The sequence below is a fragment of the Faecalibacterium sp. BIOML-A4 genome, from assembly GCF_009679665.1.
Taxonomy (GTDB): domain Bacteria; phylum Bacillota; class Clostridia; order Oscillospirales; family Ruminococcaceae; genus Faecalibacterium; species Faecalibacterium taiwanense.
Window position 1 is genome coordinate 25,124 of the sequence record NZ_WKZG01000009.1, and the last position, 20,198, is coordinate 45,321.

Below are 20,198 nucleotides of genomic sequence, written 5' to 3' on the forward strand. Positions count from 1 at the left end.
ATAGCTCTGGAACAGTATTTGAAAAAAGTATTATTTTACAATTTAACAATTATCAGCAGGGCGGCAGCGTTGCGCTGCCATATCGCGAAAGAAAGGGGATGATGCAGGCCGCCTGTGTGCCGTCCGCATAACTGCGGACAGGGAGTAACGATGTTATGGAGAAAGGATTCCACGACATCGAGCAGTTCATTGCTTTCATAACTCCAGGACACACGGCTTTTCATGAACGGCTCTCAATAGGGGTGCATCGTCGAGGCAGGACAAGGGAGTTCTCTCCACATAAGGAAAAACCTCCGCCTGCTCGGACGGTATCTATTGAACTGCTCGATGCAGCAATTCAAGGAACAGCTGGTTTTGTCCATTGGTACAAAGCTGGCTGTTTTTCTCTATCACAGCCAGGTTTTGTCCGGTGCAGGTCACCGCCAGAAGCTCAGGAAATCCATCGGAATTCTTGAGACTTTTGGAGGTAAAGCCATGTGGCAACGGAACAATGGGCAGGCAGAAGATGACCTGCAATTCAGGTTTACAGCATATTTAGTTTCGGCGGTCAAGCGCCGCAGAAAAGATTATTTGATCCAGTTTTATAAGCGCAGCAGTATAGAGAGTACTGTGGAAGTGGTCTATGAGTCTGAACCCAGCTCAGAGGAAGTGGTCTTGGACAGATTACCGCTTATGGATGTCATTGAGAATGGAGCGCTTCTGGAGGCGTTGCAGAAACTCAATGAACGGGAACGCCAGATATTTCTGGCTCGAACGCTGGAGGAAGAAGATTTCGAGACTCTGGGAGCAAAGTTTGGGCTGTCCTACAAAGGGGTGGCTGCACTTTACTACAGGACGATCCAGAAAATCAGAAAGAGCATTGAAGGAGGTGACAAGAGATGAATTTTGAGTGTCTGCTCCTCAGTGCCAAGGACGGAAACGAGGATGCCATTACGGCGATCTTACAGATGTATCGACCATTGCTGCTCAAGTATGCTATTATTGACGGCGTGCTGGATGAGGATCTGTACCAGGAATTGAGCATTATTTTGTTGAAGGCGATCAAATTGTTTAAGATTTAAGTCAATGAGAAAGGCTCCGAGATCATTACGGCCTCGGAGCCTTTCTTACTGACTTAAAAGGGAGAACTGCTAAATTTATATCCACTGCCCAGTATAGTGCGGATATAGCCACCCTTTGGCGTATCCGGCGTCAATTTACGCCGGATCTGACCGATGACACTGGCAACGGCAGTGCCGCAGTTTTCACCGTCTTTGCACCATATAGCTTCATAGATTTGATAGGCAGAAAATACCCAGCCAGGATGGCGAGCCAGATATGCAAGAACTGCAAATTCATGGTAAGTCAGAGTAACAAGTTGACCGTTGCAGGATACAGTTTGCTCCTTTAGCCGAATTTCAAGGTTTGGAAAGGAGAGGCTGGTGTTAGAGGGTGGGAGAGCAATATGGTCAAGCTCTGGTTCGTTTGCAATAGTTTCTATAATTTTATTGAGTATGTGTTCTTCGTGGTCTGCAACGGATAATATTAAAAATTTGCCCATATTGTTCACATCCTTTCTTCTCCTTATGCGCATAAGCAGTGGTTCTGTTTTTGGCAAATCTTAAATGAGATGGGGGATAGTGCCAGAGACTTTTCTATTTGTAAAAGGTTGCTGAATATAGAGACTTCAAAACTCTGGGACTGGGGCTATTTGTTCTAATGCTTAAATATCACCTTACCCAGAATTAAACTTATAACCATAGCCAATTACAGTTTTTATATACTCGCGCCCCTTGCAATATGGTTTTAGCCTTTTGCGTATTTGGAAAATTGTATTTTCTACTGCGTGCAAATGGTTATTTGTAGGCTCATGCCAAATCTTTTCATAAATCTGCTCTTTTGTGAATGTGGTTTGAGGAGATTGTTGCAGCAGATAAAGAACTTCAAATTCGTTTGTTGATAAATAAACTTCCTTCTGTTCTAATATTACACAATGCCGGTTAACATCAATGTGTAAGGTGTGACTTGCTTGCTTCAATCCCCAAAATTTTAGTGCCATTGTCCGGTCGTTTGCAATTTGTGCAAGCAGCAAGGATAATTCGTTAAATTTTCTAACTTCTCTCAATTTCTTATATAGGTTGACAGTTATCGTACTCCCGTATATGTCCTTATCAAAATCAAAAATATGTGTTTCGATTGAAACAGAATCATCATTATCAAGTGTAGGGCGTGCCCCAATATGAGTAACACCATAATATCTCTTGTCACTTAAAAGAATATCTGCCACATATACCCCTGTCTTTGGCAAAAATGTATTTTTTGCTATTTCCATGTTTGCGGTAGGTGTCCCCACATGCTTTCCAATACCCCGGCCGTGTATAACGATTCCCGTTAGTGTGTAAATAGGCGCATTCGTATTTTCTTTCATTTCGATCCTCATATAATTCCATTCATTGATAGGATGATCAAAACACAAGTCACAATGATGAAATTTGCCAGTATAAGTAGACCAGTATGTTGCTGCCTTGTGTCTTTTTCCAAAGTAGAAATATATCCACTTTTTCTTAAAGCGGTAACTATGGGCTTATACAGTAAAAAGGTAATGGATGCATTTAACCCGCCTTTCAACAAGTTAAATGGAAGAAAGGCAGGGAGTAACAATTCCACAACCGCTTCTCTTGGATACCCCATATAAAGTGGTGTTACCAAATAGTTCCACAGCAGCATAACAATAACCGTTATTAGCCACCCCGATGCCAGGCCAATCAGTGCACCAGATAGAGTGTGCTTTTTTTTTGTAAATGATAGACGCCGTACACGCAAAAGATAGTGTTTGTACGATATTCATGATACAACCTAATATTCCGGTATCGCTTACTGTAATCATTTCAAGGGTTGCCACAATGACAGATACGATACAGGAAGTCATCGGTCCCCAAATAAAGCCGCCCAAAGTTACAATAACATCTGATGGGTCATACTTTAAGAATAGAATAATCGGAATCCTGCCAACAACCATGGTGACATAAGTGATTGCACATAGCATCCCAATAGCGGTGATTCTTTTTGTTTTACTGTTCATAATTGCTTTCCTCCGTGACAAAAAATTAACACCCAAAAGAAAAGGTCTTTCAGGTGTTAACATTATAATTAGGCCACAGAAAAGAAAGTAAGCCTCTCAAAATCTGCGGAAATCTAACCATATCTTCTTTCATCCAGACTATACTGTTGGTTTTGGAATTACACCAAATCGTGCGTTTTACGCTCGCGGACTTTACCGCCAATCGGGAATTTCACCCTGCCCCGAAGACACTTTTATTCAGTTGTTTCCTCGCAATTATAACATCAACCACTTTTGGAAGCAATGAGTTGAAGAAAGTTCGGAAGCATTTCGGAAATCATCTTATACTCAGTTACAGTTTTTCATACGAAACTAAGTCGGTGAGTGGAATCCTCAGATGGTCATGTCTTTCTGTATCTGCAGCTTCTTCATTTCCATAACCGATTACTAAAATATTGATTGGCTCTAAATTATCGGGCAAATCAAATTCTTTCCGGATAACATCAGGCTGAAAGTAACATACCCATACGGTACCTAAACCTAATTCTGTTGCCTCCAACATCATATGGTCTGTTAGGATAGCTGCGTCAATGTCTCCGGTTTGCTTTTGGCCAAATGGGCGAACCCATGCTTTGTTATGATCTGCACATACAATAATTGCAAGAGGAGCATTATAAATATTTGCCCCTTTGCTGATTTTTTCCAGTCCCTCTTTGCTTTCTACTGCAATTAAGTGAACCGGCTGTAAGTTTGCTGCTGTTGGTGCAACATGAGCAGCCTGCAGAATTTTATCAAGCTTCTCTTTTTCTACCTTTTTGCTGCTGTAATTGCGTACAGAATACCGTTTTTTTGCAATCTCAATAAAATTCATCATGGTCAATCCTTTCTTGGTGCTGTATAATTTAGTTGACATATTCAACCGTCGTACTAATTTTAACATGGTGCAGTAGAATAACAAGATTGCACTTTTCAGGTAGATACTTCCCTCAAAGAAAGTACCCAAAAAGGAGTGAATTTATAAAAATGAATTATCAAAAAGATCAATTTAGTTGTCCAGTGGAAGCCACACTTTTTCTGATTGGAGGAAAATATAAACCTCTCATTCTTTGGCATTTGATAGAAAAACCTTTGCACTACATGGAATTACAACGCTTAATTCCAAAAGCCACACCTAAAATGCTTTCACAACAACTTCGCGATTTAGAAGAATGTGGCATGATTCACAGAGAAGTAATTCCAGAAAAACCACCTAAAACCTTGTATTCACTTACCGCCTTTGGAAAAAGTATCATTCCGGTATTAGATTCTATGTGTAACTGGGGAATACACTTTCTTGAAGGATTGGATATTACACCGCCTTGTGGTTCAAAACTGTAAATAGTCTATTTGGGGAAGAGTAGACTGCCGTTTGTCGAATTTATATATGTTTTTTTCAAGTAACACAGGAAGCAATACTTGCAGCCTTATTTTATATAAAAAGAAGCGCCGGACAGAGCCAATAAGCCTATGTCCGGCATTTCCTATATCACGGATTCAAATTTATATCCACTGCCCAGTACAGTGCGGATATAGCCACCCTTTGGTGTATCCGGCGTCAACTTGCGCCGGATCTGACTGATGATACTGGCAACGGCAGTGCCGCAGCGTTCACCGTCTCTATCCCATACGGCCTCATAAATCTGGCTGGCTGAGAATACCCAGCCAGGATGACGAGCCAGATATGTAAGGACAGCAAACTCATGGTGAGTCAGAGTAACAAGTTGACCGCTGCAGGACACTGTCTGCTCCTTCAGCCGGATTTCCAGATTTGTAAAAGAAAGAATGTTGCAAGGGAGAGGAGGCGCAATATGGTTAAGCTCCGGCTCGTTTGCGATAGTTTCCATAATTTTATTGAGTATATGTTCTTCGTGGTCAGTGACGGATAATATTAAAATTTTGCCCATATTGTTCGCCTCCTTTGCTTGGGGTAAATGCGGAAAACTGCTGCGCCAGTGGCCGCCAACAGTACCAGAATCAGCACAGCAAATAGACAAAAGCTCCTTTATCCACCTGCTTTCACTGATAAGGTCATTCTAAAACCTAAATGTCCACGAAATATTAGAAAGTTCGGGCATTTCAAAAAATAGTATTCTACTCAACCGTTTCAATCGAATCCACAATACTCATTTTTGAAATTTTCCGTAGTGGAATTGCTGTTGCCAGCAAGCAAGCTCCTACTGCCAAGAGGGTTGCTTCAAGAATGGGCATGACAGGGATTGCAACAAGCTGGATAGTGTCGCTCGTGGCCGCCTCAATGAAGATCGTACAAACATATCCCAGTACGCTTCCGATCACAGAGGCAATGACTCCGTAATATGCACCTTCCCAAAGAAAAGTTTTATAAAGGCTACCGGAGCTCATTCCAATGGCCCGCTGCATACCGATTTCTGTTACTCTGGTGTGAATATTTGTGTAAACGGTATTGATGATATTAAGAATACCGATCAGGCCAACGAAAAGGATCAGCCCCCATGCCAGCATTTGAATCTGTGCAAAGCTCTCTTTCAGTTGCTGGTCGCTTTCTTCATACGACAAGAATGTTGTCCCCGGCGTCCTATCACAAAATGCCTCGATAAATGTATCAAAAATTTCCCTGTCTGCGCCCTCGTTCAGCGTAGGCAAAAACTCTGAATAGGTATCTTTTCCCGTCAGGCGTTCATAGATAGCATCATCAACGATCACCTGAACACCATTTGTGAAACCGCCATTTCCAATACCAAGATAACCGTCATAGCCATCCAAGGTTTTCAAAACATTCAGCTCCATTCCCGCAACACAGATGTTTTCTCCGGCCTCTATATTTGTAAATTCAAGAACATCTTCGCCGTAGCTCATGGGAATAGGATTCCTTACTATACAGGCGTTCCCTGATTTCAGTTGTCCAAGCTGTTCTTCTGGTAATTGATCCCCCATAAAATAATCCCAATATTCATCGTTCAATCCGACAACCTGAAAAGTTTCACCGGGTTTCAGTTGAAATTCAAGACTGATTTCATCGAGCAGCCCATTTTCATTTTGTTCGTAAAGCGAAAATTGTATGGCGGCTACACTTTGCACAGCTTCATTTTTCCGCAAAGTGTTCAGATCATCTGTGGTAAATCCAACACTTTCATTTGTGATCTGATAATCTCCTAAATGGTTATCTTGCAGTGCGCTTGCAGCGTTCAGGAGAGAGGAAAACCCTTGCAGCGCTATAAAAACCGTGATACTCATAACAAGGGACAAAATTGTAATTGCAGTACGGCCTTTATTTCTCTTTAAGTTCAGACGGGCATAGTATGCTTCAAAATTATGGATTTTCTTTGTTTTACGCTTTCTGCGGCGAATTTTCAGATTTGTTCCAGACATCGCCATAATGGGGGATACCCTTGCGGCTGATCTGGCTGCTGGCAATGCTGCAAACAGCGCAAACGCCAAAGTGATTGCTCCGCTTAAAACCAGTAAGGTTCCATTCAAAGAACTGTTCTCTGCTATTAGAGTTTTCAATTCAGAAGCATCCTGAACCAAGAACAATTCAGGGGAAACCAAGCCGGTAGCTGCCTCTAAAATTCCTCTGGCACTCAAGAAGCCAAGAAGCATACCAATAGGAATCCCAATCAGGCACAATAGGATTACTTCAATTACAATGATCTGATAAAGCTGTCCTTTTTCGCCTCCAATAGCCCGAAGTGTTCCATATCCCTTTATCCGTTTTGATACAGATATTTTCAGAATGTTGTAAATCACAAGACCAGCAGCCAGCAAAATCAAAGTACCCACTAATATCCCTGCGACTGTCATAAAAGAGAATCCCTTATCATTAGCACCCTCGGAATTTGCAGTATAGGAAATTCCCAAGGCGTTCAAATATACAATATTGTAGCTGGTATCAAGCTCATGGATGTTCAATTCCTTATTGATGTCATCGACAACTGCTTGAAAATTCTTTTTATCGGCAGTCCGAATATCCACATTGTAATAAATATAAGATTCCGGTAAAAGTTGTTCGGCAGTTCCTTCCCCTACAACTCCCATAACAGTGCCGCTTGTATATCCTAAGTAGTTATTTTTCAATATCCCTGTAAGAACAAATTCCGCTGTATAGGAATAGCAGTCCGCAATGTTGTGGCGAAGATTTTTTTGCAGTGAAAGTGTAATCTTATCTCCAATACTGCCCTCAAAGCCAAGATATTTCAGAATATCTTCCGAAAGCGCTATTTCCATCGGGGCTTCCGGCAGACGACCTCCTTCTACACTGGTACTGGACGGATAGATAGCGGCATTGTCATCCAAATATTCCATCAAACCAAGGGTAAGAGATGGGGAGAGTTCTAAACTTCCCATATAAATAGATTTCCCTACATAGGAAAGACGCTCATCCTGTTCCAGTGCGTGAAGCTGATCTGCATTCATCTGCAAAAAAGTGGCATATCGGTTTCCTCCGATAGCGATGGCCTGCTGTTCCCGCATTGCACTAAGTACGCCAATGGATTGTCCTACAATGGTTGTCATCATAGTAGACAGCACAACGGCAATCAAAATAAGAATAGAAGTGACTTTTTGGGACAGTAGTTCTTTCAATGCTAATGTACGATAAGATTTCATTTCGCTGTCACCTCCGTAAGCACACCATCTACAATCTGAAACTGCCGGTCTGCCATTCGTGCAATACGGCTGTCATGGGTAATGACAACGAGAGCTTTCCCCATCTTTTTCCATACATTTTGAAGCAGTTCCATGACTTCGCCGCCGCTTTTGCTGTCCAGATTTCCCGTAGGCTCATCAGCAAAAATTACATCCGGCTTTGCAATCAAAGCGCGGGCGATAGCTACACGCTGCTGCTGGCCGCCGGATAACTCATGGGGCAGATGTTCCAAGCGGCCCTGAATGCCAAGCAGTTCTGTAAGCTGTTTCAGGTATGCTTCATCCGGTTTTTGTTTATCCAGCAAAAGAGGCATGATAATATTTTCTTTCGCCGTCAGAACCGGAAGCAGATTAAATTGCTGAAAAATAAATCCAATCCGTTTCCGGCGAAATGCCGACAACTCCTTATCGCTGTAACTGTAAATATCTTTACCATCGTAGGTCAGCGAGCCGGAAGATGGCTTATCCAAGCCGGAAAGCAAATGAAGCAAGGTGCTTTTTCCGCTTCCAGATGGTCCCATAATAGAAATAAAATCGCTGGATACAATTTCGAGATTCGCATGATCCAAAGCCACTACTCGGTTTTCACCGTCACCATAAATCTTTGATAAATTCTTTGCCTCAATATTCATAAAAAAACACTCTCCTTATTTGTGGTATAAGGAGAGTGTAAATGATAAATCTCAAAAATCGCTCAAGGATTACACAAAATGAAAAATAGCAGTTGCGGATGCACCGCCCCCAACCCTATTTTCCAAAATCAATCGGCCACCATGTTTTTCACATAAAATTCTGCTGCTGTAAAGCCCCATTCCGAAATGTGAGGAATTACTACTTGTCGTTTCAAAGGGGTTTGGCCCATTCTGCATGAGAGACAGCGGATAACCAGCACCATCATCTTCTATATTCAATGTCATAGAATCATTTTGCAGCGTTATTTGAATAGAGATTGCTTTTTCTGCAAATCGCGCCGCATTTCCAATCAGATTTTCCGCTACGGTAAGAAATAGCCCGTGATCTATACAAACTGTTCCGCCTGATGGTACTAAAACAGAAACTTTTTTGGATAGCGCTAACAGTCGTGCTGTTTCCTGCAATTCACTCTGCAAAACTGATAGTCTGATTTCTTTTGGCTTAACAGAGAGGTGTTCCAACTTTTGAACACTGCTCATAGCTTCTACATACTGCTCGATCCGTAAAGTGTAACTTTCCAGCCGGTCTATGGTCTGTTCGTCCTGAATACCTTGCCGCAAAAGTTTTACACTTCCTTTTAATACCGTAATCGGGTTACGCAGATCATGGGAAAATGCGGCATTGAGCCGTTTGCGTTCCTCGGCCTGTTGCCACAACAGCCGATTCGATTTCAGAAGTTCACTCCGCATTTCTTCAAAGGCAGCACATAGTTGTCCCATTTCATCGTTAGACAAAATCGGCAGCGAAAAATCCAGATCATTATTCTGAATCCGCATAATGCCATTTTGCAGGCAGGAAATAGGCTGTTTCAATTTGAGATAATAAAAAAGAAAGACTGAAACAATCAATCCGCCTACTGGAAAAAGAATACAGGAAACCGTCTGCACAATGTTTAGGGTAGCTAAAATACGCTGTTGTGACACCGTAGGAGACGGCAGAGGTACAACAGAGCCATCCGACAAGATTTCTACACCGCCTAAAGGATAATGGTTTTCAATGCCTCGGCAAAGGAAGATAACTGCCCCAAGCAGGAGAAATGCCGCTGCCAAACAGGAGAGGGATAATAGCAGGAAAGATTTCTTTAGTCCCATATTTTTTAGGCGTTCCACCGATAACCACACCCCCAAACCGTTTCAATGTAATTGTGCAATGTATGTGCTGCAAATTTAGCGCGTATTTTCCGAATGTGCTCCATAATTGTATCGCTGTTTCCGTCCCCATCCAAGCCCCACACAAGCTCATAAATTCGCTCGCGGTCAAAAACCTGTCCTGCATTGAGGGATAAAAGTTCTACAATCTCAAACTCCCTCTTAGATAGCGGGATGTTCAGATTATTGATTGTAACTGTTCGGGCGGAATAATCCAGTATCAATTCACCAAAGAAGCGCACTGCCGAATTATTTTGGCGTCGCTGCTCCCGGCGCAGATGTGCGGCAATACGCGCCCCCAATTCATCCAAATCAAAGGGCTTGACGATATAATCATCCGCCCCGGCCTGAAATCCAATGATCTTATCGCTGGATTCAATACGAGCAGTCAAAAAAAGAATGGGACAGGCAATGTGTTCCCGTATCTGCTGGCATACAGTCAGACCATCCATTCCCGGCATATTGATGTCCAATAAAATTAAATCTGGTTTGCAGGCTACTTTTTTGAGCGCTTCTTGTCCGCTATAAGCAGTCAGAATATCATATTGTGTTTGAAAATAACTCTGTATCATATCAACAATACCGCGTTCATCATCAACGATCAGTAATTTAGGATTCAAAATCATGCACCTCCGTTCTTTATATGATATATGATAAATCTCAAAAAATCCTCAACTTCCTTTGCTTTTGCGGATATTATAACAGGCAAATGTCTGCGAAATATTACAACGGACAGATTTTGAAAAATATATTTCTTCATAATTATATAGCGGGTTGACTTTTGCAACAAGCTTTTATAAGTACATAGCAAAATAAATAACTATTTCATAGAGAAAAACGCACTGGATACAGAGCTGATAGGCATACTGTATCCAGTGCGTTGCAAACTTTTAACCTTTCAGATAGTAATGCACATAGGCATTATAATCTCGATGCCGGGTGACTAGCCGCAGCCAGATATAAAAGTGGGCAGTTTCCGAATACAGATTGAATTCGGTGGGCTCGCTGGTGGGCTGGGCGTACCCTCGACAGAACCGTGTCAGCGTGTCCAAATTCCGAAACTCCGGCAGTTGGAACAGCGCATTCTGAAAAGCATCAATTTCACGGGCAACTTCCAGAACAGGCGTATCCTTTTGGCACTGATGCCAGGTGGTCCACCATTTCCATCCATCATAATCAGAACGGGAATAGGCTATCTCGCTGGCAGGACGGGAGCCTTGCTGAAACAGATATTCAAAGGTGCAGGAAGTAGTCAGCAGCGGATCTTCAAAATCGGTCCGCTGCTGGCTCAAACCGTTTTTGACAGCTGCCCATTCTGTTAGGGGGAGTGGGCAACGGTTGGCATCACGCAGGGCTTCATCCATACCGCACGCCTCGCAGATATGGACATCTGCATAGCGGCTCAGGGCGTTGATGACCAGCCTGCGGTCCAGCGGCTGACCACACCGAAGACACAAGGGTGGTTGCGCTGCCTCTGGGGTAAACAGCAGTTTGTCCTGCTGCCATACGGTTTCCAACAGGGATTGGGGATAGATACGGATCTTCATGATGATGTCCTCCTATTTTACTACCTTTAATATTCGTACCGATTCCTCCGGTCTTCAGACCAGGGAGGGTAGACACGCAATTCCTCCTGAAACATGGTCATCAGTTCGGCAGCCATGTCCTCTTTACGCCGGTAGATGCGCTGCTTTTTCGTACCATCGGCATAGCGGATGGTAGTCTGGAGTGCGGGTCCTTTCTGTGTGAAGATGAATTTGCGGCCATGAGAAGGGTCAGACGCCTCGATCCAGAGGGGCAGGGTGGTGGAAACCCCATCTGGACACCGCCAGCCGCTGTAATCAGTGTAGCTGAACCCATTGATTTCTCGTGCCAGCCGGCGCAGGGCAAGATATAGCCGCTCAAAGCGGCGCCCCAGCTCGCCTTTCTGATGCCGGATGTAGAGGGTGTGCCCCTCATGGTCCAGGGCGTCCAATTCTTTGCCATAAAACAGGTATTCAGGGTAAAGACGGCCATTCGATTCAAGAATTTGTCCGGTAGGTTCCGCAAGGTGATTGTTTGATAGCCAGACCGGAAAAAGTCCGTCTGCGGCTTTTATATTGATGAAAGCGCAGTGGTCGGGGCGGAATCCGGTTAAGTTGGTGGTAAGGGTTTCCCAAAAAATCAGGATGCCGTGATCCTTTTCATAAAGTTTGATGGCGAGATTGCCGTTGGGATATGTACTGATTTTCAAAGTCAGCTGGGCTCGGTGTTCGCCCAGCGTAAATGCGAGAGTATTCATAAGCGTTTTCCTCCAAAGAAGCACCAGACGCCTGCAAAAATGCAGATTGCCGGTGCTTCTTAGTGTGTGTTCCGAACAAGGAAACCGGAGCAGGGAGAGGAATGCAGTTCCTCTCTGGTCATCGTCAGCTACACAGCCAAAGTCTTTGACTCGAACTGATAGCGCAGAACCTGAGCCAGCTTTGTCCTGTTTTCACAAGTAATGCGATAGGTAGGGCCATAGTTACGCCCCTGTTCATCCATCCTTCGAATGGAAATGTTAAATCGGGTGCCCTCCTGGGTGATCCACAGACGCCTGCCCGTGGCAGCATCTTCAGCAATAATCCATAAAGGGCACTGCATGGTCATGTAGGTTTGGGGGTAAGCACGCCAGCCGCTGCGGTCATGGTAACAGAAACCGGGGGTAGTCTGCCTCCTTTCATTCAGTACATCATAAACTGCCTTATATTTCATGCGCTGCACCGCCTTTCAAAGTTTTTCAGGTAGCCTGCATACCCTTCCGGGTCCAGCTCCTGCAGCCGGTTGGCACGAAAACGATATTCAGGATAGGTGCAGAACCCACTCTGCATGGTGCGACCGGTTGGGATAGCCAGACCATGTCGTATGAGCCAGGTGGGAAATTCCGAATCGGCATTGGTGTCGATAAAGGCATGGTCTTTTTGCCGTTGGCCGGGCAGGTTGACGGTGAGAGTCGCCCAGGGTTCCGGGTCACCGCTTTCCCATGTCACCATTTGTATGGCAAGGTTTCCATTCAGGTAGGAAGTCACCTGCAGCTGGATGGGGTGCGTGGCACCAAATTTCTTGTAAGGCAAGGTAACAGGTGCAGCATCGGTATCAGGCTCTCCGTCCTCTACGCCCAGTTCCCAACTAAGGGACAAAATCTGGCTCTGGCTCAGCGTGCGGGTATATTTCTTTGCGTATTTTGGCTTGAAGAGCAGGGCACCGTCCTGCAGGAGCAGCTTTCCTTCTTTTTGGTCCTGAATACAGCGCAGGCCATGCAGACGGGGCTTTGCGCGCTCCACCGCATCGTGGATCTTTGGATGGTCAAACCATATGGAATACTGTACGGCTACATCGAGATTAGGATGCTCCTGAAAGCGTGAGCATAGGAGATCCAGCACCTGTTGACAGACTTTTCTTCGTTTCTCCAGCATCTGACGTTCGTTAAAGGTCAGCGTGAAATATGAGAAATCCCGTTCGGATGCGTTTGCGGCGCCGTTAAAGGGATTACACCAGAAGTACAGATCCCATCGGTCGCTGCCATAGGACACAGGGATATTTTCGTCATACTGGTAGCAGACAAAGTCCTGTGCGATGGCTTCCATGACGGGTTTCATTGCTGCGCTGCTCTCCAAACTTGCCTGACGGATATACTGCTCCCATTCTTCGCGGGTGTGGCTGTCATAAAACTGTTTGTTTGCTGCTGCCTCTGCTTCGGTGCATAGAGACTGCAGGCGTAGGGAGTGGACGTCTTCTTTGGCATAGCCTTTTTCAAACCATCTGGTATCAATATTCATATGAGAACGATCTTCGTGAATTTTCATTTTGCATCCTCCTTGTGTATAGTTGCTGCATTTTTTGACGCAGTGTGGTCATTGGTCTTTCCAGTCATAGAGCCGACCATTCTTTCAGACTGGCGATATACTGCCTCCATGCCTGCTTGGATTCTTCAGCACGCTTCAACTCGGCAAGCTGTTCTTCCGGCGACAGGGCTTCAAACTCGCATTGGCGGCAGTCTCTATCAATATCCTGAAAGATGCGGTTCAGGATGGAGAGAGCCAGCTCTGTAACAGTGGGGCTGTGTTCATCAAGTGCCTTGCGGCCTTGACGGAACAATTCCAGATAGCGTTCATATTGCTGTTCGCTGATAAATTCCCAGCCGTAGGCTTCCTGGATGTCGCTTTCGCTATGGTATTGCATAGCTGCTTCAAATTCTGCCTCGCGGTCTGCGGCTTCCTTTTCGATGTGCCGCTTGAGCTTGGCGCGGATGCGCTCCAAGTCTTTGAGCAAAAGCTTGCAGGCTTTGGCCTCCATGAGATAACCGTGTGCTTCGCTGTTTAGATATTGCTGGGATGTATTTTTCATGCGGCAGCTTCCTCCTTGGATTTGGATTGAACAAAGAGCAGGAACCCTTTGCTGGTATCCTCCAGAAGCTGCCATGTACCATCCCGCCAGACGCAGGCGGTTGCATCATTGTAGACTTCCGGCGTCTTGGGCGGGTCGTCAAAGCATTCCGGCGTCACATAAAGGCACATATGTCCCATATAGAAGGGCTGCAGAGCTGCTTCTATCTCTTTGCGCAAGGCAAGGGCGAGGGATTCGATCTCGTCAATATCCTGACGCTGAAAGGCAGCATCTGAAATCTGTTTGAGCCGCTTGGTTTGCTTCACAGCTGTATCGATATAGGGTACAGCCTCATCAAAGTATTTGTGTTTGATCCGCATACCGTCAAATACCAGAAAGCGGGTATAGGCGGTAGCGGCTTTACAGATGTCTTGCCGCAGGGCATCAAATGGTTTTTTGTACTTGGTTTTCAGCACCTCCATGGATACGACCTGCAGATTGCGCCGCAGGGTTTCCAGATGGTTCACTAAAGTGGTGCGTAGTTCATCTCGTTCCATAGGCATCCTCCGTGGGTAGCTTCCGGGCGGCTATCCGCGCCGGAAGTGGCGGCAGTGCTTATGCACATTGGCGTGGATAAACGCAAAGCTCTTGCAGGCCAGCAATCGGTTCCGTTCTCTGGAAGATTGCCGGGCAACGCTTGCATGATACTTTTTAACAGATGTTTTTATAGGGTTATTCGAGTTCAGGTTCCCAAGGGGTATCTTCCTCATAAGGCGCAGCCTCCTTTTTATTGTCAGCGGACTTGTTGGCAGCCTGTACTGTCAGCAGAAGGGCATCTTCCCCGACATCGCTGCTGTGGGACTTTTTGGCTCGTTTCTTTTTGCATCTTTCCACGGCTTTGTCATAGTCGTAGCCGATACCAGCTTGCAGCTTATCCGCAATTTTACGAAGCTTTTCGGCATGGTACTCATAGGTAGCACGATGGAATCCAGTCAGCTCCCACTGATCGCACACCGATTCCAAAAGCCGGACATAGTCCCGCAGTGCGTTGACTGTTTTGTAGATATCGCCATAGCAGGTAGTAAAGGTATGGACGCCATCAAGATTCCGAAAGCAAAAAATCAGTTCTTCCCCCAAAAACTGTTCCAGTTGGACTGATTGTGCGATCATTGGCCGAAAAGATTCCTGGGGCAGTTCGGGCAGTCTGTTCTCATCCATTGCTATCCTCCTCATGTTCCGGTATTGGCGGCTGTGGGCCTAAGCCTGCCGCAAACATCTGCACAGCGGTACGGTAACCAGAGGCGTATGCCTGCTCCAATACAGCAGAATTGCGGCATTGTACCGCAGTCTGATACTGTTCAAAAGCGATGGACGCCTCGCTGGAGAGCAGCGGAAGCAGAGCTTTTTCTTTCTGTTGTACTGTCTGGTTAAAAGGTGTGAAGCGTTTATCGGGCTTGAACACATCTGCTTCATATTCGCCGTAATAGAGCGAAGTGAGAAAGCGTGGGTCTGCCGGAAAGGATATAGCAGATGGTGCAGGGCGGGAAAGCGCCGCCGCAATGTCTTTGAGTGTGTTAATCAGTGCGGGGAGCTGAACATTAAAAAATCTTTGCCCCATTGCTGTTTCGTGTAAATTCATAAAATAAGGCCCCCTTTCTAAAAGCCATTTGCCTTTTACTGTTCCCCGGCAATCCGGTGCAGGTCTGCTAACAGGTGTCGGTTATTCTGCTCATACTGAGGCTGAAAAGGCTGGTCTAAATCAAAATTGTAATAGCGGTAGTAGAGTACCTTGAATACAATGCCTTGCCGCATGGCAGGGGCAATGGCGCGCATCAGTTTGCCCAGTTCGGTGGCAATCTCATATTCCCGCTTTACATATTCTTTGTCTTCCCTCTTAAAATTCTGATACAACCAGTCCTTGACGGATACCCGGCTGCCGGTAAAGTGGCTCCGGTGCCGGTCCAGACACAGGCAGTATTCAAAATCACGGCCACGCTCCCCTGGACCTACGGTAAGAGGATAGATACGGCAGGTACGGGTACGGGCAGGGTAGACGGAACAGCGCCCATCCATAAGGAAGATACAGGAGCCGTTTGGGGCTTTTGTCTTGAGCATATAGATAGGGAAGCCTTCTTCGGTCAGAGGTTCCGGATCGCAGTAGCGGAACAGGAAATCCTCTATTCCTTCGATGAGCTCACCTTTTGTTCGGAGATAGCGAGCCAGACGGTAGGCATCCAGACTTTCCACCATTACACAGCCTTCAATATTGCGGCAGCATGCCCCGCATTGACGGCAGGAAAAGGGAAACTGGTCTTTGGGGCGGACTGGTTGGATCTCATTCATGATTTCTTCATTCATTTTGTTCCTCCATAAAAAGAGCCGTGACGGAATGGTATCCGCCACGGCCAGAACTTGTGGAATAGTCAGCGGGAGCCGGCTGTTCCAAACCATTTACAGTCCCTTCACGCACATGCGGCCAATCTCACAGGGAGCGGACTGACAGCCGCCAGCGGAAAAGGGGACATGGACAGATGGTAGTGGGAGTTCTGCGTTTCAAAACGGACGCAATCCTCCGACTCCTCCAGAATCGTCACCACACGCGAAGTATGGTAGATGTTTCCTCCGGCGTGCAGAAGCGCACCACGCCCAACAGACAGCGGACGCAGCAGAGAGCCATTCAAAACGATCTGTTTCTTTTCTTTCTTCATTCGGTTTGACCTCCAATCTTTTTGAAAATGTGGATGTAAGGGTATTTCTTATCTGTAATGGGTTCATCCATAGCAAATGTCCAGCAGTACATCGTGGACTTCAGCCAGCAACTCTTTAATGCGCCGCATGGGAACCTTCTGGGTGCGGGCAATCTCACGGAGACCATAGCCGCCCTGTTTCAGATGAACAATATCCATTTGCTGCTTGGAGACTCTGCCGGCCAGCTCGTGGAGCAGAAGATCCATTTCCAACTGCTGCATGATTGGGTCATGGGCAGGAATGGTATCTTCTAAAGGTGCACCATCGGGATATAATCCGACGTGAATACTGAGAACCTCCATATTGCGCTTGCGGCGCTCCTGGGTGCGGAAGTAATCATAGAGCCGGAATTTCATTTGTCGTGTGGCGATTGTGCTAAAAGAGAATTTTTGTGCAGATGGAGAGTTGAAGTAATCTTTTACTGCCTTTAAATATGCGAAAACAACCACATCATAAAATTCATCTTCCGGCAGATGGTTTTCATTCAGGAACTTGTAGACCAGTCCGTGATGATCAGTGGCAAATGCCTGTTGTTCTTTGGTTAATGGTACTTCACATAACATTGTGTTTTCCTCCTTAAATAAAAAAAGAGGGATACCTCCGGTGTGTTAAACCGAAGGCATCCCTTTGTTCATGTGTCATGTGGCGCAGGCCACATCAGAATACTTATGCGGGCAGCTGCTCGCAGTCACCATTGATCTGGCTGACAGTATAGTGACCGTCTGCCGGCTCGTTGGTCATGGCGCCAGGCTCGATTACATAATCGCAGCCGGTGTCGCGCTGCTCCTCAGTGATCTCGGCACGCTGCTGGAGCAGGAGTTTGATCTGCTCCTTAAAACTGTTGGCGTAAGCCCGGATCTGAGCCAGCTCCTCGCCCTGGAAATCCTGCAGCAGTTTGAAGGTAGCAACACTGTAGTCATTGGTGCCGTTGTTCTCACGCTTGAGACCAATCTGCACGATACTGCCGCAAGTGGCGCGGCGGCGGAGCATGAAGGCCCGGTTCAGAAATTCCTTGAAGGGCTTGATGCTGGTAGGAGGCAGATTTACCTGCAGAGGCATGTACTCACCACTGCGAAGCAGGTAGAGCACACGCATATTTTTACAGGCTTTTCCTTTGCTGCCATCAGGTGCAGAACCAAAGCGGTTCATCACGCAGGCAGCACAGGCGCCTCCGGGAGTGCCGATGCCAACCTTGCCATCCACAGAAGAACAAAGCGGCGTGGTATCGTCGTCATATTCGCTGCCAGCCGGCCAGTAGGCGCAGGTGGCGTGGTTATGTAGAATGACGCCTACCAGATTCTTTTCATAGTCGGGATTGTCCGGATCATCGGACGGCATCTCAAATTGGAGTGTGCCGCCGGCGGGAATCTTGACACGCTGAAAGCTCATCTGCAGACCATCGGCGTCCTCAGCCAGTTCCTCGGCGCTGAAATCGCCTTCGATCATAGTGGGGAGCATGAATTTTTCCTGTTTCATCAAATCGCTGTTCTGATTATACATAGTGGTTCCTCCTTAAAAATTGTGATGGTTGCAGATGGTCAGGCGGCCATCTGATTGATACGGTTCCACTGCTGTCGGGGCATGGACAGGATATTGTATCCGATCCCCTCCAGGGCAGTGGCGCGGTCATAGCTGTCCACATCCTGACTAAAGCGTGTTACGGCATTGGATAGCCCATAGAGGGTCAGATCTTTGCCTTCAATCAGACGCTGCAGAACGCCGGTGCTTTCTTCCTCGGTGATATTGAAATCCTTGCTTGCCAGACGGACAACGCCGGGAATATCAGTGGTATTCATCTGAACGGTTGTGGCTTCACGCATCATGCCAACTACCCGTGTAAACCGCGTTTCATCCACGGCGGCCATCACGGTATCTTTGATCTTCATGGCAAATGTGTGGTCATCAGCGGCCAACGTCTCCTGTGAGAACAGTTGGAAGTTTTCATCTGCCTCATTGACCCGGCCGATGTGAGTGCGGCGAGTCTGGGCATCGTTGACGACCATGCCGTTACTGCATACCAGCCGATAGACCAAAGGCTGGATGTTGACGGAACCCAGTCCAACTTCACTATTGCTGATGATAACGCCGGACTGTACGATGTCACCGGGTACAACTTCGGCTTCAAGCCGCTTGTTGACTACCTTGATGTACATACGGCTGTCCGTGATCTGGCAGCTTTCAAAATAGGCGTCCTCCATTTGCTGAATGACAGGAAGGACGATTTCTGCAATGTCCAGATTGTCAATGCGGCGATAGCGGTTGCTCAAAAACGCCCGTACAGTGCCATCCAGGGTGCGGACCATACGCTGGGTCGGTTCCCGCTGGAACCAGGAATTCACATTCTCTGCCAGCAGTTCCGGATAATCGGAAAGCATACGGTCATAGTAAGCAGCCGGAATCTTCAGATGTGTGCCGATCTGCCGATGGGCAATCTGGTTGATCTCCAATGGCTCCACCAGTGGGTCATCGTGGTCATCAAAGGTGTGGAGATAAAGTTGAGAACCAAAAGGTTCTACTTGAAGTCGCCTGGTATCAAGCAAATAGTCTTGCTTGAGTTTGGATTGGCGTTCAATCTGCTGTGCCATTTCCACGATGGTAAGTCCTGATTTCATTCGTCAAGTTCACTCCTTTCTCTGTGTTCCTTGGCATCAGAAGCATTACCAGGATACCTGAATACCCTGGGCAGTGACTTCAGCCGCCAGACCATTGCTTTCCAGTACCTCTGCCAGACGGGGCCAGTAGACCTTCTGGGGAAAGTTGTTCAGATGCTCCTGAGAAACAGCATCTTCGCCCTGCTCAATGCAGATATCACCGTCTTCCCGAAGCGTCAGTTTGCTGTGTCCACGGGAATTAAGGTCGGAGATCAGTGCTTCCAGTACAGAGCGTCCCTGCGTTTCATACCAGATACGGGGATCAACAGGCTGCCTGTTCGGAGGTGTTGCATCATCCTCGTTTGTTTCTCCGCCGACCTTGGATAGCGGAACGATCTTGACCATATCGCATTTGATATTGGCGTTCTGATCCAGTGTCACATCAGCGTGATCAAACTCGTCAATGCCAAACACACGGATGCGGCCGGTACCGCCATTGCGGATCAGCTGCTCCGGCTGCTTTTCACACCACTCGAAGGTGGCTTGCGGATAAGCGGAGCGCAGATATGCCAGAATACGATGGTTGGTGTGGCGAACCAGCAGTTCATCGGAGCTGGTGCTGCCCAGGTCAGGGATCTCAAAACTTCTTGTTTGGATGCCTTCTGCATGGAGCCGTCTGGTGCGCTGCTGACGCTGGCGATGCCGTTTAGCCTGCTGCATATAGGGGAGAAGCAAGATCAAAACTACCCACAGTCCCCAGAGAGTGAAAACGCCCAGAAGTAGCCAAACCTGCCAGGGCCCACGTACCAGAGCCATAATTGCGATGACCGCACCAATCAGGATCGTGATGCTGCCGCTCAAAAATCCTTTGTCATTATTCATGTTTGATACCATCCTTTTTTCTGAATTTGTTGGAAAACAAAAAAAGAGGGACCGCACCAAGCTTTCAGTTTCATTCTGAAAAACTTGATA

Annotated in this window: 26 protein-coding genes and 1 riboswitch; of the genes, 3 read left to right on the plus strand and 23 right to left on the minus strand. The window is 46.5% G+C overall.

Going from position 1 to position 20,198, the window contains the following annotated elements:
• Nucleotides 1–327: 327 nt before the first annotated feature.
• Nucleotides 328–882: a sigma-70 family RNA polymerase sigma factor gene (locus GKG34_RS07585; RefSeq protein ID WP_118479268.1), complete on the plus strand. Its 555-nt coding sequence runs from the start codon at nucleotides 328–330 to the stop codon at nucleotides 880–882.
• Nucleotides 879–1,061: a helix-turn-helix domain-containing protein gene (locus GKG34_RS07590; RefSeq protein WP_118479242.1), complete on the plus strand. Its 183-nt coding sequence runs from the start codon at nucleotides 879–881 to the stop codon at nucleotides 1,059–1,061. Before GKG34_RS07585 ends, GKG34_RS07590 begins: the two co-directional genes overlap by 4 nt.
• A gap of 53 nt (nucleotides 1,062–1,114) precedes the next feature.
• Here the strand turns inward: GKG34_RS07590 and GKG34_RS07595 are convergent, their stop codons facing one another.
• The 4 genes from GKG34_RS07595 to GKG34_RS07610 all read right to left on the minus strand — a co-directional run bounded on the left by GKG34_RS07595 (nucleotide 1,115) and on the right by GKG34_RS07610 (nucleotide 3,911).
• A complete protein-coding gene (locus GKG34_RS07595; RefSeq protein WP_118731265.1) occupies nucleotides 1,115–1,540 on the minus strand; it encodes a winged helix-turn-helix domain-containing protein in 426 nt (141 codons plus the stop codon).
• A gap of 174 nt (nucleotides 1,541–1,714) precedes the next feature.
• Nucleotides 1,715–2,407, minus strand: a complete 693-nt coding sequence (locus GKG34_RS07600) for a riboflavin kinase (protein ID WP_173015233.1) — start codon at nucleotides 2,405–2,407, stop codon at nucleotides 1,715–1,717.
• A gap of 204 nt (nucleotides 2,408–2,611) precedes the next feature.
• Nucleotides 2,612–3,061, minus strand: coding sequence for an ECF transporter S component (locus GKG34_RS07605; RefSeq protein ID WP_347563438.1), 450 nt, complete (start codon nucleotides 3,059–3,061; stop codon nucleotides 2,612–2,614).
• 117 nt (nucleotides 3,062–3,178) lie between these two features.
• A riboswitch (FMN riboswitch) is annotated at nucleotides 3,179–3,294 on the minus strand.
• A gap of 98 nt (nucleotides 3,295–3,392) precedes the next feature.
• Nucleotides 3,393–3,911, minus strand: coding sequence for a nitroreductase family protein (locus tag GKG34_RS07610; RefSeq protein WP_154255959.1), 519 nt, complete (start codon nucleotides 3,909–3,911; stop codon nucleotides 3,393–3,395).
• Between the two features lie 152 nt (nucleotides 3,912–4,063).
• On the opposite strand from GKG34_RS07610, the gene GKG34_RS07615 reads away from it, so the two are divergent.
• Nucleotides 4,064–4,417, plus strand: a complete 354-nt coding sequence (locus GKG34_RS07615) for a helix-turn-helix domain-containing protein (protein WP_118024187.1) — start codon at nucleotides 4,064–4,066, stop codon at nucleotides 4,415–4,417.
• A 143-nt stretch (nucleotides 4,418–4,560) separates the two neighbouring features.
• On the opposite strand, the gene GKG34_RS07620 is transcribed toward GKG34_RS07615, so the two are convergent.
• From GKG34_RS07620 to GKG34_RS07710, 19 genes are all read right to left on the minus strand, one after another.
• The gene (locus tag GKG34_RS07620; RefSeq protein ID WP_118501999.1) at nucleotides 4,561–4,983 is read right to left on the minus strand and encodes a response regulator transcription factor; all 423 of its coding nucleotides are present in this window, start codon (nucleotides 4,981–4,983) and stop codon (nucleotides 4,561–4,563) included.
• 187 nt (nucleotides 4,984–5,170) lie between these two features.
• Nucleotides 5,171–7,663, minus strand: a complete 2,493-nt coding sequence (locus GKG34_RS07625) for an ABC transporter permease (protein ID WP_154255925.1) — start codon at nucleotides 7,661–7,663, stop codon at nucleotides 5,171–5,173.
• Nucleotides 7,660–8,334, minus strand: coding sequence for an ABC transporter ATP-binding protein (locus tag GKG34_RS07630; RefSeq protein ID WP_069423998.1), 675 nt, complete (start codon nucleotides 8,332–8,334; stop codon nucleotides 7,660–7,662). The genes GKG34_RS07625 and GKG34_RS07630 overlap by 4 nt, the downstream gene beginning before the upstream one ends.
• Nucleotides 8,335–8,403: 69 nt before the next feature.
• Nucleotides 8,404–9,504, minus strand: coding sequence for a HAMP domain-containing sensor histidine kinase (locus tag GKG34_RS07635; RefSeq protein WP_347563439.1), 1,101 nt, complete (start codon nucleotides 9,502–9,504; stop codon nucleotides 8,404–8,406).
• The gene (locus GKG34_RS07640; protein WP_004611621.1) at nucleotides 9,492–10,169 is read right to left on the minus strand and encodes a response regulator transcription factor; all 678 of its coding nucleotides are present in this window, start codon (nucleotides 10,167–10,169) and stop codon (nucleotides 9,492–9,494) included. The genes GKG34_RS07635 and GKG34_RS07640 overlap by 13 nt, the downstream gene beginning before the upstream one ends.
• A 264-nt stretch (nucleotides 10,170–10,433) precedes the next feature.
• The gene (locus GKG34_RS07645; protein ID WP_243008676.1) at nucleotides 10,434–11,090 is read right to left on the minus strand and encodes a hypothetical protein; all 657 of its coding nucleotides are present in this window, start codon (nucleotides 11,088–11,090) and stop codon (nucleotides 10,434–10,436) included.
• A gap of 26 nt (nucleotides 11,091–11,116) precedes the next feature.
• On the minus strand, nucleotides 11,117–11,824 hold the full coding sequence (locus GKG34_RS07650; RefSeq protein WP_118731260.1) for a DUF4313 domain-containing protein: 708 nt from the start codon (nucleotides 11,822–11,824) through the stop codon (nucleotides 11,117–11,119).
• A 128-nt stretch (nucleotides 11,825–11,952) separates the two neighbouring features.
• On the minus strand, nucleotides 11,953–12,276 hold the full coding sequence (locus GKG34_RS07655) for a hypothetical protein (protein ID WP_118480292.1): 324 nt from the start codon (nucleotides 12,274–12,276) through the stop codon (nucleotides 11,953–11,955).
• Nucleotides 12,273–13,367, minus strand: a complete 1,095-nt coding sequence (locus GKG34_RS07660) for a DUF4313 domain-containing protein (protein WP_118731259.1) — start codon at nucleotides 13,365–13,367, stop codon at nucleotides 12,273–12,275. Before GKG34_RS07660 ends, GKG34_RS07655 begins: the two co-directional genes overlap by 4 nt.
• A 64-nt stretch (nucleotides 13,368–13,431) precedes the next feature.
• Nucleotides 13,432–13,908, minus strand: coding sequence for a hypothetical protein (locus tag GKG34_RS07665; protein ID WP_050624179.1), 477 nt, complete (start codon nucleotides 13,906–13,908; stop codon nucleotides 13,432–13,434).
• Entirely contained in the window at nucleotides 13,905–14,444 is a 540-nt protein-coding gene (locus GKG34_RS07670; protein ID WP_050624180.1) for a hypothetical protein, read from the minus strand. Before GKG34_RS07670 ends, GKG34_RS07665 begins: the two co-directional genes overlap by 4 nt.
• Nucleotides 14,445–14,619: 175 nt before the next feature.
• Entirely contained in the window at nucleotides 14,620–15,105 is a 486-nt protein-coding gene (locus GKG34_RS07675; protein ID WP_118731258.1) for a hypothetical protein, read from the minus strand.
• A complete protein-coding gene (locus GKG34_RS07680) occupies nucleotides 15,098–15,526 on the minus strand; it encodes a DUF6809 family protein (RefSeq protein WP_118731257.1) in 429 nt (142 codons plus the stop codon). Before GKG34_RS07680 ends, GKG34_RS07675 begins: the two co-directional genes overlap by 8 nt.
• A 35-nt stretch (nucleotides 15,527–15,561) precedes the next feature.
• Nucleotides 15,562–16,245: a YkgJ family cysteine cluster protein gene (locus GKG34_RS07685; RefSeq protein ID WP_243139227.1), complete on the minus strand. Its 684-nt coding sequence runs from the start codon at nucleotides 16,243–16,245 to the stop codon at nucleotides 15,562–15,564.
• A gap of 104 nt (nucleotides 16,246–16,349) precedes the next feature.
• Nucleotides 16,350–16,595 (minus strand): hypothetical protein, encoded by a 246-nt coding sequence (locus GKG34_RS07690; RefSeq protein WP_117497642.1) that lies wholly within the window; start codon nucleotides 16,593–16,595, stop codon nucleotides 16,350–16,352.
• A 63-nt stretch (nucleotides 16,596–16,658) separates the two neighbouring features.
• Nucleotides 16,659–17,198, minus strand: coding sequence for a sigma-70 family RNA polymerase sigma factor (locus GKG34_RS07695; RefSeq protein WP_117497644.1), 540 nt, complete (start codon nucleotides 17,196–17,198; stop codon nucleotides 16,659–16,661).
• A gap of 103 nt (nucleotides 17,199–17,301) precedes the next feature.
• On the minus strand, nucleotides 17,302–18,135 hold the full coding sequence (locus tag GKG34_RS07700) for a hypothetical protein (protein WP_117497646.1): 834 nt from the start codon (nucleotides 18,133–18,135) through the stop codon (nucleotides 17,302–17,304).
• Nucleotides 18,136–18,173: 38 nt separating this feature from the next.
• Nucleotides 18,174–19,247 (minus strand): DUF932 domain-containing protein, encoded by a 1,074-nt coding sequence (locus tag GKG34_RS07705; RefSeq protein WP_154255927.1) that lies wholly within the window; start codon nucleotides 19,245–19,247, stop codon nucleotides 18,174–18,176.
• A gap of 45 nt (nucleotides 19,248–19,292) precedes the next feature.
• Nucleotides 19,293–20,108, minus strand: a complete 816-nt coding sequence (locus GKG34_RS07710) for a hypothetical protein (protein ID WP_050624185.1) — start codon at nucleotides 20,106–20,108, stop codon at nucleotides 19,293–19,295.
• Between the last annotated feature and the right edge of the window lie 90 nt (nucleotides 20,109–20,198).

Coding starts and splice junctions, on each gene's coding strand:
- GKG34_RS07610 (WP_154255959.1), bottom strand. CDS start 3,911: ATGAATTTTATTGAGATTGCAAAAAAACGGTATTCTGTACGCAATTAC.
- GKG34_RS07620 (WP_118501999.1), bottom strand. CDS start 4,983: ATGGGCAAAATTTTAATATTATCCGTCACTGACCACGAAGAACATATA.
- GKG34_RS07630 (WP_069423998.1), bottom strand. CDS start 8,334: ATGAATATTGAGGCAAAGAATTTATCAAAGATTTATGGTGACGGTGAA.
- GKG34_RS07665 (WP_050624179.1), bottom strand. CDS start 13,908: ATGAAAAATACATCCCAGCAATATCTAAACAGCGAAGCACACGGTTAT.
- GKG34_RS07690 (WP_117497642.1), bottom strand. CDS start 16,595: ATGAAGAAAGAAAAGAAACAGATCGTTTTGAATGGCTCTCTGCTGCGT.
- GKG34_RS07710 (WP_050624185.1), bottom strand. CDS start 20,108: ATGAATAATGACAAAGGATTTTTGAGCGGCAGCATCACGATCCTGATT.
- GKG34_RS07595 (WP_118731265.1), bottom strand. CDS start 1,540: ATGGGCAAATTTTTAATATTATCCGTTGCAGACCACGAAGAACACATA.
- GKG34_RS07650 (WP_118731260.1), bottom strand. CDS start 11,824: ATGAATACTCTCGCATTTACGCTGGGCGAACACCGAGCCCAGCTGACT.
- GKG34_RS07655 (WP_118480292.1), bottom strand. CDS start 12,276: ATGAAATATAAGGCAGTTTATGATGTACTGAATGAAAGGAGGCAGACT.
- GKG34_RS07585 (WP_118479268.1), top strand. CDS start 328: ATGCAGCAATTCAAGGAACAGCTGGTTTTGTCCATTGGTACAAAGCTG.
- GKG34_RS07590 (WP_118479242.1), top strand. CDS start 879: ATGAATTTTGAGTGTCTGCTCCTCAGTGCCAAGGACGGAAACGAGGAT.
- GKG34_RS07615 (WP_118024187.1), top strand. CDS start 4,064: ATGAATTATCAAAAAGATCAATTTAGTTGTCCAGTGGAAGCCACACTT.
- GKG34_RS07675 (WP_118731258.1), bottom strand. CDS start 15,105: ATGGATGAGAACAGACTGCCCGAACTGCCCCAGGAATCTTTTCGGCCA.
- GKG34_RS07700 (WP_117497646.1), bottom strand. CDS start 18,135: ATGTATAATCAGAACAGCGATTTGATGAAACAGGAAAAATTCATGCTC.
- GKG34_RS07605 (WP_347563438.1), bottom strand. CDS start 3,061: ATGAACAGTAAAACAAAAAGAATCACCGCTATTGGGATGCTATGTGCA.
- GKG34_RS07660 (WP_118731259.1), bottom strand. CDS start 13,367: ATGAAAATTCACGAAGATCGTTCTCATATGAATATTGATACCAGATGG.
- GKG34_RS07695 (WP_117497644.1), bottom strand. CDS start 17,198: ATGTTATGTGAAGTACCATTAACCAAAGAACAACAGGCATTTGCCACT.
- GKG34_RS07705 (WP_154255927.1), bottom strand. CDS start 19,247: ATGAAATCAGGACTTACCATCGTGGAAATGGCACAGCAGATTGAACGC.
- GKG34_RS07685 (WP_243139227.1), bottom strand. CDS start 16,245: ATGAATGAAGAAATCATGAATGAGATCCAACCAGTCCGCCCCAAAGAC.
- GKG34_RS07640 (WP_004611621.1), bottom strand. CDS start 10,169: ATGATTTTGAATCCTAAATTACTGATCGTTGATGATGAACGCGGTATT.
- GKG34_RS07600 (WP_173015233.1), bottom strand. CDS start 2,407: ATGAAAGAAAATACGAATGCGCCTATTTACACACTAACGGGAATCGTT.
- GKG34_RS07670 (WP_050624180.1), bottom strand. CDS start 14,444: ATGGAACGAGATGAACTACGCACCACTTTAGTGAACCATCTGGAAACC.
- GKG34_RS07625 (WP_154255925.1), bottom strand. CDS start 7,663: ATGAAATCTTATCGTACATTAGCATTGAAAGAACTACTGTCCCAAAAA.
- GKG34_RS07680 (WP_118731257.1), bottom strand. CDS start 15,526: ATGAATTTACACGAAACAGCAATGGGGCAAAGATTTTTTAATGTTCAG.
- GKG34_RS07645 (WP_243008676.1), bottom strand. CDS start 11,090: ATGAAGATCCGTATCTATCCCCAATCCCTGTTGGAAACCGTATGGCAG.